Source organism: Pseudaminobacter soli (ex Li et al. 2025) (assembly GCF_029892515.1).
GTDB lineage: Bacteria > Pseudomonadota > Alphaproteobacteria > Rhizobiales > Rhizobiaceae > Pseudaminobacter > Pseudaminobacter soli_A.
Window position 1 is genome coordinate 35535 of sequence record NZ_JARXVF010000008.1, and the last position, 13955, is coordinate 49489.

Annotated in this window: 13 protein-coding genes; 8 read left to right on the top strand and 5 right to left on the bottom strand. The window is 63.1% G+C overall.

The annotated features are described in order from the left end of the window. Nucleotides 1–428: 428 nt before the first annotated feature. Entirely contained in the window at nt 429–971 is a 543-nt protein-coding gene (locus tag M2281_RS24600; protein ID WP_280823843.1) for an extensin family protein, read from the top strand. Between the two features lie 105 nt (nt 972–1076). Continuing rightward, on the top strand, nt 1077–2093 hold the full coding sequence (locus tag M2281_RS24605; RefSeq protein WP_280823844.1) for an extensin family protein: 1017 nt from the start codon (nt 1077–1079) through the stop codon (nt 2091–2093). Nucleotides 2094–2117: 24 nt separating this feature from the next. On the opposite strand, the gene M2281_RS24610 is transcribed toward M2281_RS24605, so the two are convergent. Further along, entirely contained in the window at nt 2118–2753 is a 636-nt protein-coding gene (locus M2281_RS24610; protein WP_280823845.1) for a DUF1062 domain-containing protein, read from the bottom strand. 460 nt (nt 2754–3213) lie between these two features. Here M2281_RS24610 and M2281_RS24615 point away from each other — a divergent pair, with 460 nt between their 5' ends. Next, nucleotides 3214–4503, top strand: coding sequence for a hemolysin family protein (locus M2281_RS24615; protein WP_280823846.1), 1290 nt, complete (start codon nt 3214–3216; stop codon nt 4501–4503). Between the two features lie 128 nt (nt 4504–4631). Here M2281_RS24615 and M2281_RS24620 read toward each other — a convergent pair whose 3' ends face one another. After that, entirely contained in the window at nt 4632–5234 is a 603-nt protein-coding gene (locus M2281_RS24620; RefSeq protein WP_280823847.1) for an NADPH-dependent FMN reductase, read from the bottom strand. A gap of 88 nt (nt 5235–5322) precedes the next feature. Between M2281_RS24620 and M2281_RS24625 the strand changes: the two genes are divergently transcribed. Beyond that, complete coding sequence (locus M2281_RS24625; protein ID WP_280823848.1) at nt 5323–5697, top strand: winged helix-turn-helix transcriptional regulator; 375 nt, start codon at nt 5323–5325, stop codon at nt 5695–5697. Nucleotides 5698–5707: 10 nt separating this feature from the next. Here the strand turns inward: M2281_RS24625 and M2281_RS24630 are convergent, their stop codons facing one another. Then, nucleotides 5708–6100: an acyl-CoA thioesterase gene (locus M2281_RS24630; protein WP_106725866.1), complete on the bottom strand. Its 393-nt coding sequence runs from the start codon at nt 6098–6100 to the stop codon at nt 5708–5710. Nucleotides 6101–6273: 173 nt separating this feature from the next. On the opposite strand from M2281_RS24630, the gene M2281_RS24635 reads away from it, so the two are divergent. The 4 genes from M2281_RS24635 (at nt 6274) to M2281_RS24650 (ending at nt 10513) form a co-directional block, all read left to right on the top strand. Continuing rightward, on the top strand, nt 6274–6633 hold the full coding sequence (locus M2281_RS24635) for a VOC family protein (RefSeq protein WP_280823972.1): 360 nt from the start codon (nt 6274–6276) through the stop codon (nt 6631–6633). 141 nt (nt 6634–6774) lie between these two features. Then, the gene (locus tag M2281_RS24640; protein ID WP_280823849.1) at nt 6775–8391 is read left to right on the top strand and encodes a GMC family oxidoreductase; all 1617 of its coding nucleotides are present in this window, start codon (nt 6775–6777) and stop codon (nt 8389–8391) included. After that, complete coding sequence (locus tag M2281_RS24645) at nt 8388–9599, top strand: mandelate racemase/muconate lactonizing enzyme family protein (RefSeq protein ID WP_280823850.1); 1212 nt, start codon at nt 8388–8390, stop codon at nt 9597–9599. The genes M2281_RS24640 and M2281_RS24645 overlap by 4 nt, the downstream gene beginning before the upstream one ends. Next, entirely contained in the window at nt 9596–10513 is a 918-nt protein-coding gene (locus M2281_RS24650) for an NAD(P)-dependent oxidoreductase (protein ID WP_280823851.1), read from the top strand. Before M2281_RS24645 ends, M2281_RS24650 begins: the two co-directional genes overlap by 4 nt. A gap of 79 nt (nt 10514–10592) precedes the next feature. On the opposite strand, the gene M2281_RS24655 is transcribed toward M2281_RS24650, so the two are convergent. Further along, nucleotides 10593–12119 carry an ABC-F family ATP-binding cassette domain-containing protein gene (locus M2281_RS24655; protein WP_280823852.1) on the bottom strand — a complete coding sequence of 509 codons (1527 nt, stop codon included), beginning with the start codon at nt 12117–12119 and terminating at the stop codon, nt 10593–10595. 462 nt (nt 12120–12581) lie between these two features. Then, nucleotides 12582–13784 (bottom strand): DUF937 domain-containing protein, encoded by a 1203-nt coding sequence (locus M2281_RS24660; RefSeq protein ID WP_280823853.1) that lies wholly within the window; start codon nt 13782–13784, stop codon nt 12582–12584. Nucleotides 13785–13955: the final 171 nt, after the last annotated feature.

The window sequence follows — 13955 nt, forward strand, 5'->3', positions numbered from 1 at the left end:
GATCTACATGCGGCAACCGGCACGGCGACTTCACCGTTGTTGTGCCGATGACGAGTTTATCGCAAGGTATTCTTACGACATTACTGCCCGCGTTGATCGCGGCGACCTTTCTTTGCGCCAACGCAGCGAAAGCTCAGCCGCCGATACTGCCGCCAAAAATTCCTGTGCCAAGAGTATTCTCGCCGCCCGCAGGCAATATTCCGCCCGAAAAACTTGGCGGCACGCCAGTTCCCGAACCGCGCCCGGACGCCGACAAAGGCAAGGCAGGCAAGACAACCGCACCGCATAATAGCGGAGAGCCGGTCACTCCCGACAAGGCACCCTTGCCCGAGAAAAATCCGTCAAGGTCCGGCACGGAGGGCAAACCCCGAGAGCCTGGCAAGGCCGAGTTGCCGGACCCGCGTTCAAACGCACCACGCTCAGCCACCATGCCGGCAGACGAAGCGGCGTGCCGGGCAAGGCTGAATGCACTTGGCGTCCGATTCGAGGAACGCCCGCCTGAAAGCAGTGCGTCCGGCTGCGCCCTGCCTTATCCGATCGACGTGAAGACGCTCGGCAAAAGCGTCGACCTCACACCCGACGCGCTGATGAATTGCAATTTGGCCGAGGCTGCGGCGCGCTTTGCGGCAGATGTCATCGCACCGGCCGCAAGGCGCACCTATGGCGAAGAGCTGAAATCGGTGTCGCAGGTCTCCGCCTATGTCTGCCGCCCGCGCCACGGCACTGACAAGCTATCCGAACATGCCTTCGGCAATGCGATCGACATCGGTCATTTCAGCCTTTCGAAAGGCACCGAAATCGATGTCGCGCCCGCTCCGGACGAGAAGGCCGCAAAATTCCTCGCCGATATTCGCAAAGGCGCTTGCGGTCCGTTCAAGACGGTTCTGGGGCCGGGCAGTGACGCCGACCATGCCCGGCACCTGCATTTCGACCTCGCCCCGCGCAAGCATGGCGGCACGTACTGCGAGTAAACTTCCAACGGAAAGCCGCATTCGCGCCACAGGCGTAAACCGCGGCGCTGACCTTTCATTTACCCTCGCCGCCTATCCTGCCGACTTCAGGATAGGAAGCCGCGAATGGCCCAGAAACCTCATGCCGCGCGAGCGATGACACGGCGATTTGGCATCGCACGCGCATCCGCCATCGGTGGTGCGGCGCTGATTGCGGCGATCGTCACCTCGTGCAGCACCGAGGGCGTGTTGCGTCCTGAGGTTGACGTCGGCATGCAGACATCGGCCCTTGCGCCAAGGGTCATGCAGCCGGTACCGGCATACATAGCTACCGAAGCTGCCCCGGAATCGATGGGAACAGCGCTCGCTCCGATGGAGCCACCGGCATCGATCGGCGGCTCGTTCGAGGATTACGAGACCGAGGGGCCCGCCCAAGCCAGCCAGCCTTCGCTGGAGCCGGCCGAGCCGCAGACGCAAGTCGCCGCGATCATTCCGCCGGCTGCCGTGAGGCCGACAGGCATGCAGACGCTCGTTCCCTCCAACCCGATGATGGTCGGCTATCCGCGCATGAACACGCCGATGGCGCCCGGCGCGGCAATGACGGCCGACGAAATTGCCTGCCGCAACGATCTCAAGCGTCTGGGCGTGACTTTCCGCAATCTGGCGCCGATCAACGACGGCGGCGCCTGCCGCATCGACTATCCGGTTCTCGTCTCGGCGATAGGCAGCGTGCAGATGAAGCCGGCCGCGACGCTCAGCTGCCGCATGGCCGCGACCTTCTCGCGTTGGACCCGCAACGAGCTGGTGCCGGCCGCGCGCTGGCGCTACTGGTCCGGCGTCAGGACCATCCACCAGGGTTCGAGCTATTCGTGCCGGCGCATTGCGCGCACGACCGTCCCGTCCGAGCACTCGAGAGGCAACGCGCTCGACGTCATGCGCATCGAGCTGACCAGCGGCAAGGACATCGACGTGCGCAAGCCAGGCTGGTTTGCCTTCCGCGAAAAGGGTTTTCTCAACACGGTGCGGGCCGACGGCTGCGACTACTTCACCACCGTGCTCGGCCCCGGCTACAACTACGACCACCGCAATCATTTCCACTTCGACATCAAGCCGCGCAAGAACGGCTATGTCGCCTGCCGGTGATCGATCCGACAGGCGACGTCGTCGTCAGCCGACCGCCAAGCTCATGGCGGCCTCAACGAGCATCCGTTCACTAACCGAGGCGGCATCCAGTTCGACCACCATGCCTTCACGGACAGGACGGCGGAGCATGCGGTCGCCATTCGGCGGCAGCTTCAGCCTGCCAGCAACCTGAAGGGCATGGATCTTCGTGCGCGACACGCCAAGTTCGGCAGCCAGCAGCCGGTCCAGTCGCAGGCAGCATGGCAATGGAACGCGCAAGTCGATCCGAATGCCATGGAACGCCGCCGGGTCTCCGATCAGCACTTGCCTGGCCACTTTTGCCTCGGCGAATTCCTCTATGCGTCCGGCGCTGCGCCTGAGACCGTCGAGATCGAAGGCTAATGCCTCGATCCGGCGATGATCATTGGCCTGGAGCGCCTCGAGCAGCAGAGGATCGATGTCCCGGACATTCCGTCGCTCGAACAGCGGCCGGTTCCAGGTGTTTTCGCAATCGCTGCATTTGTAGATGAGCCACGCGTCGAGGCGCTTGCCATTGGCATTCAGCCTGGCCTTGCCGCTGCTCTGAAAGGGTTTGATGCCGCCGCATCGGCCACAAGTGAGCCACGGGCGCGGCGCGATGAGTGAAGTAACGGTCCATTGGACATGGAGAGTGCTGGACATGCCGGCTTGCCTTCCTCGCTGGGAAGTTCGTCAAGACGGCGCTGAGAAGCCTCGCGAGGAGGCGCGATGTGACAGGAAATTCGAAGGCGATTGAGGAGCGAACGCCGGAGCGAGCAATGCCCGGCAGCAGTCCAGCCTGCCATACCGGTCTCAACCGCCACCTCGAAGAACGCAGAACGAAATGATCAGCAACGCGACTGCATTGCTGCGTCTATCGGGTAGAACTGCGGAGACCGGCGGTTATGTGGGCAAAGTCAAAAACCGGAGCTGATGAAAATCGGCCGCACTCATAACGTGAAAAACACGGCGGACGCAACCGAGTAACTTCATGCCCCGTTCGACTGTCAGTCATTCTTCATACTGGCGCAGTGTGCAAACGAGCGCGCCATCCCGCTCCTACGCTATAAAAATCGGCGGCGCCCTATTTTCGATGGCCCTGCCGCAATGCTATTGAGCGGCGATGTTATACGTCGAACTTGCTATCGTCGTCGTCCTCATCTGCGTGAACGGCCTTTTGGCCATGTCTGAACTCGCAATCGTCTCGGCCCGGCCAGCCCGGCTCAAGGCGATGATCGACCGCGACGTCAGAGGTGCTGGCCGCGCCCTGGAACTCGGTTCCAATCCCGGCCGCTTCCTCTCGACCGTGCAGTTCGGCATCACGCTGGTGGGCGTCCTGTCGGGTGCGTTTTCGGGTGCCACGCTCGGCCACCGTCTGAGCCAGATCCTCATGGACAATGGCATGTCGAGCGGTGCCGCCAACGCGCTCGGCGTGGGCCTGGTCGTGGCCGTCATCACCTATGCCTCACTCATCGTCGGTGAGCTGGTGCCCAAGCAGCTCGCCCTGCGTAACCCGGAGAAGATCGCGGCGCGCGTGGCGCCGATGATGGACGTGCTCGCCAAGGCCGGCGCACCGCTGGTGTGGCTGCTCGACATCTCCGGCCGCAGCGTGTTGTGGCTGCTCGGCCAACGTGGCGAGAGCGAGGAAAAGGTCACCGACGAGGAGATCAAGATGCTGGTCGCCGAGGCCGAGCATCACGGCACCATCGAATCCGACGAGCGCCGCATGATCGCCGGCGTCATGCGCCTGGGCGACCGCGCCGTGCGCGCGGTGATGACCCCGCGTCCCGAAGTGGACTGGCTCAACCTGCACGCCGACGAAGCGTCGATCCGCAAGCTTCTGATCGAGACGCTTCATTCCCGCCTGCCGGCCGGCGAAGGCAGCATCGACGCGATGGTGGGCGTGGTGCAGACGCGCGAAATCCTCGCCAACATTTTGTCGGGGCGTGGCTTCGATCCGGCCAACCATGTGCGTCCCGCCCCGATCGTTCACGACCAGGCCGACGCGCTCGACGTGCTGGCGACGCTGAAGGAATCCGACGTACCGATGGCGCTGGTGCATGACGAATACGGCCATTTCGAAGGCATCGTCACGCCGGCCGACATCCTAGAAGCGATTACCGGCGTGTTCCGCGCCGACATCGACGAGAGCGATTTTGCGCCCGTGCAGCGCGAGGATGGGTCGTGGCTTTTGGCGGGCTACATGCCGGCCGACGAAATGGCCGACCTGCTCGACATCGACCTGCCCGAAAACCGCGACTACGAGACCGTCGCCGGCTATGTACTCGCGCACATGCACCACCTGCCCGCGACCGGCGAAAGCGTCAACGCGCAGGGCTGGCGCTTCGAAGTGGTCGATCTCGACGGCCGCCGCATCGATAAGGTTTTGACCGCAAAGCTGTCGGGCGCATGACGCGGTAACGCAAGCCTCTTCAAAGGCTTGCCGCCACGATATGAATCAAGATCTGATCTGCCGTAGATAAAGCAAAGGGCGGCATCGCTGCCGCCCTGCCCGTCCCTGGGAGGAAATGTGCTTGCCGCTCAGGCGGCCTTGGTGGCGGCTGCGGCGGCATCGGCATCGCGCGCGGCCTTGAGCGCCTTGGCCCACCAGACCGTCTCGTCCAGCAGTGCCCTGCCGGCCTGGTTGATATGTTCGAATTCCTCGATCTTCTTGCCTTCCCTGATGGCAAGGAAATCGCCCCACACGATGTGAACCGCGGTCTTGGTCGGCGCCATCTGCAACTCGACAGCATGCATGCGCAGCTGCTCCACGGCGCGCGCGCCGCCGACACCGCCATAGCCGATGAAGCCGGCCGGCTTCCTGTTCCATTCATTGTAGGCGTAGTCGAGCGCGTTCTTCAGAACGGCGGTCGGGCCGTGATTGTATTCGGCGGCGGTGAAGACGAAGCCGTCGAGCGACGCGACCTTCTCCTGGAACTTGCGCGCGACCTCGCTCTGCGAGGGGCCCCATGCCGGAGAGACGGCCTCATCGAAGAAGGGCAGCGGATAGTCGCGCAGGTCGATAACTTCGACCTCGACATCTCCGCGCGCCTTGGCCAGACTGACGAACCATTCGACGGGCTTGTCGGCGAAACGCGTCGGTCGCGTGGAGCCGACGACTACGCCGATCTTGGGCTTGGACATTGTGTTTGTCTCCTTTCGAAATCTGGTAACCGATAGATACCGAGACTATATAAGTGACCTGAAAAACAGCGCACAAGGAGGCACTTTTTTGAAACCGAGGCACCTGCACCGCACCGAGGACTGCCGGGCCGTCAGCGATATCCTGCAGCGCGTGGGCGACAAATGGACCGTGCTTGTCGTCAGTCGGCTGGGCGACGGTCCCATGCGCTTCAACGAGTTGCGCCACATCATCGGCGGCATCTCGCAGAAGATGCTGACCTCAACTCTTCGCGGGCTGGAGCGCGACGGCTTCGTCACGCGCACCGTCTTTCCCACCATCCCGCCACGCGTGGATTACGAACTCACCGAACTTGGTCACGAGCTACTGGTACCGGTCACCGCTCTGGGTGAATGGGCGCGCGTGAACACCGCACGCGTGACCGAGGCGCGGATTAAATTCGACCTGGCGAATTCGAAGGCTTAGTCGGTCCTAGTTATTCCACCGGCACCGGCTTCGGCTTGCCCTCACCGTCCAGCGCCACCATGACGAAATCGGCGTCGGTCACCCGTTCCATCAGGTCGGTGAGATAGCGCTGCGCCCAGGCCTCGACCTTCAGCGTCATCGAGGTGCGGCCAACGCGCGTGACATGGGTGTAGATGCACAGCGTGTCGCCGATCTTCATCGGCTTGGCGAATGACATTTCCTTCACCGCCGCCGTCACCACGCGGCCCTTGGCGCGCTCGGCGGCGCGGATGCCGCAGGCAAGGTCCATCTGCGCCATCACCCAGCCGCCGAAGATGTCGCCGGCGGCATTGGCGTCAGCCGGCATCGCCAGCGTGCGCAAGGTAAGCTCGCCCGTTGGCTTGCCGTCTGCGAAATGGGGCATACTGTTCCCTCTCACCACTGAGTGCGGGCCGCACCAGTATCGTCCCGGCCAGAATGCGTCAACGCACCGGCCGGAGCACCCCTCCCACTCCAGAGCTGACGATACTGACAATCATGGCATTAGATCGTAGCCTATGCCGCATTTCTCGAAGGCCGCGGAGCAAACAATTGGCACTGCGATTGAATCGGATTGTGCTCTACGCACGAAATGTAGCCGGCATTGTCGATTTTTATGAAAGACATTTTGGTTTCGAAGCGCACCGCCAGGAAGGTGACAGAATCGTTGAGCTCATTTGCCCCAACGGAGGCGCGAACCTCCTGATCCATCAGGCCGGCAAAGCGCAAAAGGTCGGTCAATCTGCAGTGAAGCTGGTGCTCGACGTCGAAGACGTCGAGGCATTTCGCGAAGCATGTGCAAAGAATGGGCTAAACTTCGGGCCACTCCACCAGGCGGACGGCTATGTCTTCGCCAACGCGCGTGACCCGAACGGCAACTCCATCTCCATCTCTAGCCGGGCATATCGCGGCAAATAGAACAAGATTGAGTTGTTGCGGTCTCGGCCTCCCGTCGCTTTTTTCACAGGCCATGCCGGTCGCCCATAGGCCGAGGCAGTGAAACGGGGTCTAGGCTTGAATCGATACTTCAGCCAGTTCGCAAACGGTCTTTCGTTTCCCATGCAAGACTATGATTTCATTGTCGTCGGCTCCGGCTCCGCGGGCAGCGTAGTGGCCGAAAAACTGTCGGCCAGCGGGCGCTTCTCAGTGCTGGTGCTGGAGGCCGGCGGCACCGACCGCCGCTTTTTCGTGCAGATGCCGCTGGGCTATGGCAAGACCTTCTTCGACCCGGCGGTGAACTGGAACTACAAGACCGAGCCCGACCCGGGCCTTGCCGGCAATGCCGACCACTGGCCGCGCGGAAAATTGCTCGGCGGCTCCAGCTCCATCAACGCCATGGTCTGGATCCGTGGCCAGCGCGAGGATTTCGACGACTGGGCAGCTGCCGGCAATTCCGGCTGGGGCTTCAACGATCTCCTGCCGATCTTCAAGGCTATCGAGGACAACGAAGCCGGCGCCGACGCATGGCGCGGGCGCGGCGGCCCGATCCACGTGACCGACAATCGCAGCCGCGTGCATCCCCTCACCCACCGCTTCCTGAAGGCTGGCCAGCAGGCTGGGCTCGCCCTCAATCAGGATTTCAACGGCGCGGCGCAGGAAGGCGTCGGCGTCTATCAGATCAATACCAAGAGCGGCCGCCGTTGGTCGTCCGCCCGCGCCTTCCTGCGCCCGGCGATGAAGCGCGCCAACGTCCGCGTCGTCACCAACGCGCTGGCGACGAAGATCCTGTTCGAGGGCACCCGCGCCGTCGGCATCGAATATCTGAAGAACGGTCGCACGGTTACCGCGCGCGCTGGGCGCGAGGTGGTGCTTTGCGGCGGCTCGGTCAACACGCCGCAACTGTTGCAACTTTCCGGCGTCGGCCCCGCCGATCTCTTGAAAAACCTCGGCATCCCGGTTGTGCACGTCAACGCCCATGTCGGCGCCAATCTGCAGGACCATCTCGGGATCAACTACACCTATAAGGGCCGGCTGCCGACGCTGAACCAGACGCTGCGCCCCTGGTGGGGCAAGATGCTCGTCGGCATGCAATACCTCCTGATGCGCACCGGCCCGCTGTCGATGAGCATGAACCAGGGCGGTGCCTTCTTCCGCACGGATGACGGCCAGCGCCGCGCCAACATGCAGCTCTATTTCCAGGCCTTTTCAACCGTGCTGCCCAAGCCCGGCGAGCGGCCCATCCTGACACCCGATCCGTGGCCCGGCTTTTCCATCGGCCTGTCGAACTGCCGGCCCTCGAGCCGCGGCTCGATCATGATCCGCACAAAAAACCCGCTCGACTATCCGAAGATCGTGCCCAACGCCTATTCGACCGAGACCGACGTCGCCGAGATGCTCGCTGCGGTGAAGTTCGTGCGCAAGATCGCGTCGATGCCGGCCATGACCGAGGTCATTACCGAAGAGGTGCTGCCCGGTCCGAAATGCGTCAGCGACGACGAGTTGATCGCCGATTTCCGCAAGCGCAGCGGCACGGTCTATCACCCCGTCTCGACCTGCCGGATGGGACCGGACGCCTCGCAGTCCGTGGTCGACCCGCGCCTGCGTGTGCACGGCCTTGCGGGCCTGCGCATCGTCGACGCCTCGATCTTCCCTGACAACATCACCGGCAACACCAATGCAGCTTCCATTATGACCGGCTGGAAGGGCGCGGAGATGATTTTGGAGGACCACCCATGAAGATCACCGACGTAAAAACCTTCGTCGTCGGCAATCCGCCGCCGGGCATCGGCGGCAAGTACTTCATCTTCGTCAAGCTCACCACCGACGGCGGCGTGGTCGGCTATGGCGAGGCCTATAACGCCACCTTCTCCGCCCACGTCACCGCCCGCATGATCGAGGACATGGCCGAGCGCTATCTCATCGGCCGCGACCCGCACGACATCGAGAGCTTCTTTCGCCGCTGCTATTCATCCGGCTTCACTCAGAGGCCGGACGTCTCCGGCATGGGTTGCTTCTCGGCGCTGGAAATCGCCTGCTGGGATATCATCGGCAAGGAGGCGGGCAAACCGGTCTACAAGCTGCTCGGTGGCCAGGTTCACGAGAAGCTGCGCTCCTACACCTACCTCTATCCGCACACCGGTAGCGTCCACAGCGAGGACGCGCACGGCAGGAACGTTTACAACGACCCCGATCTGGCGGCCGAATGCGCGGCGCTCTACGTCAGTCAGGGCTTCAATGCGGTAAAGCTCGACCCCGCAGGCCCCTACACTGCCTTCGACGGCCATCAGCCGCGCCTTTACGACATCGACCTGTCGGCGCGTATGCTGAAGGCAATCCGCGAGGCGGTCGGCGACCGCGCCGACATCCTGTTCGGCACGCATGGCCAGTTCACCGCCTCCGGCGCGCTGCGCATGGCCAAGGCCATCGAGCCCTACGACCCGCTGTGGTTCGAGGAGCCGGTGCCGCCGGACATGCCGGAAGTGATGGCGCAGGTTGCACGCGGCACCTCCATTCCCATCGCCACGGGCGAACGCCTGACGACGAAATTCGAGTTCGCCCGCGTCATCGAAAACCGCGCCGCCACCATCCTGCAACCGGATCTCGGCCGCTCCGGCGGCATTCTCGAAACCAAGAAAATCGCGGCGATGGCCGAGGCCTACCACATCCAGATCGCGCCGCATTGCTATTGCGGCCCGATCGTCGGCGCGGCCAACATCCAGCTCGCAGCGACGCTACCCAACTTCCTCATCCTCGAGTCTTTGAAGCAGTGGGACGGCTTCCACGAGAAGCTGCTCAAGAAGAAGATCGAGTGGCAGGACGGCAACGTCATCCCCTCGAAGGAACCCGGCCTCGGCGTCGAGCTGGACGAGGCGGTGTGCGAGGCACATCCCTGGACGGGCACGGAATTGCACCTGCAGATGACGCAGGACCCGCTGTTTCCATGACCGAGACCTACGCATTCGTCGGTCTCGGCCACCTTGGCGGCCATCTGGCCGCTAGCCTGCTGCGCCATGGCTCTGCGGTGACGGTGTTCGACCGCGACCCGGCCGCCGTCAGTCGGCTTGTCGCCCTCGGCGCACAGGCCGCTTCGAGCCCGGCCGAAGCCGCCTCCCGCGCCGGCAACGCCATCACCTGCCTGCCGTCGCCGAAGGTCAGCGAGGCCGTGCTTTGCGGTCCCGATGGCCTTCTTGTCGGCCTTCGCGAAGGCGCGACCTGGATCGAAATGTCCACCAACGGCCGCGAAGACATTCTTCGCCTTGCCGGTCTGGCTGCAGCGAACCGGATCGAGACGCTTGAATGCCCGGTCACCGGTGGCGTGCATCTCGCGGCAACCGGCGGCATAACCGCGCTGGTCGGCGGCGATGCACAACTCTACGAGCGCCATCGCCCGGCCATCGAGGCCATGTGCGCACGCTCCTTCCTGATGGGTCCGATCGGCTCGGCGGCGGTGATCAAGGTCATCACCAACATGCTGGCCTTCATTCATCTCGTCGCTGCGGGCGAAGCGCTGATGCTGGCAAAGAAGGGTGGGCTCGATCTCGCCCAGTCATACCACGCCATCGTCGCCTCGTCGGGCAACAGTTTTGTCCACGAAACCGAGAGCCAACTGGTGCTGAACGGCTCTTATGACATCGGCTTCACCATGGATCTTGCACTGAAAGACCTTGGCTTTGCACTCGGCATGGGCCGTGATTTCGGCGTGCCGCTCGATCTCGCCTCACGCGTCGGCGCCATCTTCGAACAAGGCAAGACAGCCTATGGCGGCGAGGCCTGGTCGACGATGATCGTCAAGCTTCTGGAAGACGCGACTGGAGCCGACCTGCGCGCTCCCGGCTTTCCGGCGAAGCTGACTGCCTGAAAAAACGTTTTCGAAACAGCAGCTTGGCATGCCGGATTGAATCGATCCGGCATGCGATTGAATCAAGATATGAGCGTCCCTATCCCTGCCCCGCAACCGACGCGAAGAACTCTTCCGGCCCGTCCACCTCGACCAGCCGTCGCTTGTCGATCAGCCAGAAACGATTGCCAACCGCACGGACGAAACTGCGGTCGTGCGACACGAGCAGGCAACTCGCCTCGCGTTCCAAAAGCTCCGCTTCCAACGCCTCCTGGCCGTCGATGTCGAGATGGTTCGTGGGCTCGTCGAGGAGATAGAAATTTGGGTTGGCAAGCCGAAGCGCGAGCATGCCGAGCCGTGCCCGCTGTCCGCCCGAGAGCTTGCCGATCGGCCGGTCCTGCATGTCGATACTCACCCCTGCCCCGGCCAGCAACGAACGTGCCCGCTGGTCGCCGACATCGAAGCGCCGGTTGACCATTGCCAGCGGCGTGTCGTCGTCGCGAAGATCAGCCAGCGCCTGGTCCGCATAGCCCAGCACCACCGAAGGCGTCGCCCTGACAGTGCCCTGAGCCGTCGCGGCCTCCGCTATGGCCTTGCGGATCAGCTTAACGAGGCGCGACTTACCCGCTCCGTTGCGGCCCAGCAGGACGATGCGATCACCCTGGCAGATCCAACGCTTGCCGGTATTGAACAGCAGCGTCCCGTCCGGCGTTTCGACCGGTGCATCTTCCAGCGTGATCAACACCTTGGCATGCGTGCCGCGATTGGCGAGTCTTATCGCACCCGCCGAACGCTCCTGATGCGCCGGCCGCGCAGCATCCTCCAGCCGCTCCGCCCGTTCCTTCAACTGCTTGGTTTTCACCACGAGCAGGTCGCTGCCGGAGTTGATGCCGATGTTGTTGAGCTTCGCCGCCTGCCGGCGCAGTTGCTGCGCGGTCTTCATGTCACGCTGGAACCTGCGCTCCTCCGAGGCATCCACCTCGTCCAAGGCCGCCCGCGCCCGGCTATAGGGCAGCGAAAACGCCTGCGACTGCTCCGGCCGCAGGAACAGCGTGCGGTTGGTTGTGGCGTCGAGGAAGGCGCGGTCGTGGCTGGACATCACCACCGGCACATCGCGCGGCAGCGCGTTCAGCCATTCCTCCAGCTGACCGATGCGGGCAAGGTCGAGATGGTTGGTCGGCTCGTCGAGCAGCAGCACATCCGGCTCGGTCACCCAGACGCGCGAGAGCAGTGCCAGCCGTTGCCAGCCGCCGCTCAGCTTACCAAGCGGGCGCCGATAAAACTCCTGCGGCACGTCGAGCGAGGCCAATACGACATCGACACGCCAGGACTCCGTTTCGGCCTGCTCGGCCGGGAGCGCTTGATGAACCGCGTCGTAGAATGACGTGTTCAAGAGACCGGTTGGGACGTCCTGCTCGACGTGGCCAACACGCAGGCCGCGCGAGCGGGTAATTTCACCGGCGGTCGGCTCGAGGCCACCGGCGATGCATTTCAGCAGCGTGGATTTTCCGCGTCCGTTGGCCGCGATGAGGCCAAGGCGGTCGCCCGCCTCAAGGGAAAAGCTCAAATTCGAAAAAAGCGGCGTGCCGAGGGTGACGCCGAGATTGCGGGCATTGATCAAAGCCATAATCGTTCTCTGGTCTTGCCGAGCGCCAGCGGTCAATCCGCTTGTGGGCCACGCCATTACAAGGGCGATGCTGGCCGTTTTGGCTCGGTGATTTTTCTGATAAGTTGCAACCGCACAAGCCGATAGGCTCGGCGCTGCAATACCACTCAGGGCAGACCAGGAAGATTTGTCTAAGAAGACCGTCTCTGATCAGCCCTGCAGACGCATCCGCAGGGCATGAACGGGGCCGCACTGGCGATTGTGCCGGAAAAACATATTCACGCGCAGCCCTCCTTTCTCGATCGAATTGATCGGCAAATTCGTATCTACGCGAAAAGAAAGATGCAACCCAACGGTGCGGTCCCACGACATGGCCGCCCGTACATATTCTTCGGGTGATGCGGCTACGCAACGGTCCTTGCGACAGCGAAGCTATGGGCGTCGGTTTGCCCGGCAACCATGCCGAGCAAACCGATATGAACCTCAGGCCGGAGCCTTGGATAGACTATCCAGGTTGCTCCGCAGCGTGTCGACAGGCTGCTTGAGGATGGGCCCGACGCCGGGGAGCGCCAGCACCTTGTCGAGCTGGGCATTGATCGTCGGCATGTTGGCCGAGATCAGCGTGGCAAGAGCGGTGCGGCCCGTGGCGGGCAACTGCGCGGCAAGACCGTTAACCTTGCCAAGCTCGGCATCGGCCTCCTGCAGCTTGGGCACCGCGGTCTGGGCAGTCGCCGCATCCGACACCTGACTCAGCGAGGTCTTCACCTCGTCGAGCGCCGAAGCCGTCTGTTTGGCGACGTCGGCGCCGCCGGGCACGGCGTTGAGAGCGGCCAGGGCTTGCGTGGCGCGCGTCTTCAGGTCGCCTCCGGGAATCCCTGCGGTCATTCCAGGGTCAATGCCTTGTTGTGGCTCGGTTCCTGTCTGCTGCTGGGCGACCTGGGGTCCTGCCTGATTTGTCCTCTCGCCCAGCCACCACCATGCGCCGCCCGCAATCAGGATTGCGGGGATGGCCCAATAGAGCCAGTTGGCCGTCGACGGCGTCGCGGAAGCTCGTTGTGCTGCCGCCCGCTGGGCCTGGATGTCCACCGTCGGGCTTGCTGCCGTTGTTGCAGCAGCACGCGGTGGCGGCGGAGTCGCTATGTCGCCAAGCAGGCCCGCGCCTTTCAGGATGTCGGAGAAGGCAGGAGGAAGCGCGGCCTGAATGTGGCTCGACTGCGACTTGAGCAGTTGCGCGAGCCCGGCAACATCAAGTCCCCGTGCCACCGTTTCCTTTGCCAGTGCGCCGGTCACAACAGGCGCCAGAACGCCCATCAAGGACGATGCCGCGCCCTGGTTCGTGCCGGCAAATTTTGAGACGGCGCCGGCCAGCGTCTGCGTAGCCGAGCCGCCAAGCAGCGACGAAACCGTGTTGAGCCCGTTCTCCACCAGCGACTTGCGGTCCGAGCCGGCAAGCATCTGGGTCAGATTGTCGAACGTTCCCGTGGGTTGTCTTGCGACCGTATCGTAGAGCTTGCGCGCGCCGTCAGGCGTCGTGGCGATCTTGCCGAAGCCGCCAAGAAGCGCTGGAACGATAGCCGAAGCGGCTTGCTCAGTCACGTTCTGGTCGAGGCCGACAAGTGTCCCGATGCGGCTCATCATGTCCGGCGTCAGGGATTGCATAATATGCGAGATGAGATTCGTGGTCATATTCATCCTCCACGTGCAGGAGAGCGACTGACCTTGGCGTTCATGGACTGCATTGAACCGCCATGGTCGGCGTTTCTAGGCAAGTCGGTTCAGCTCAACGGGTATTTTACCATCCGAGCCATGGCGCCGCCAGCTTTGCGGCCGCAAAAGTGAATTGACACCCTGCTCGAC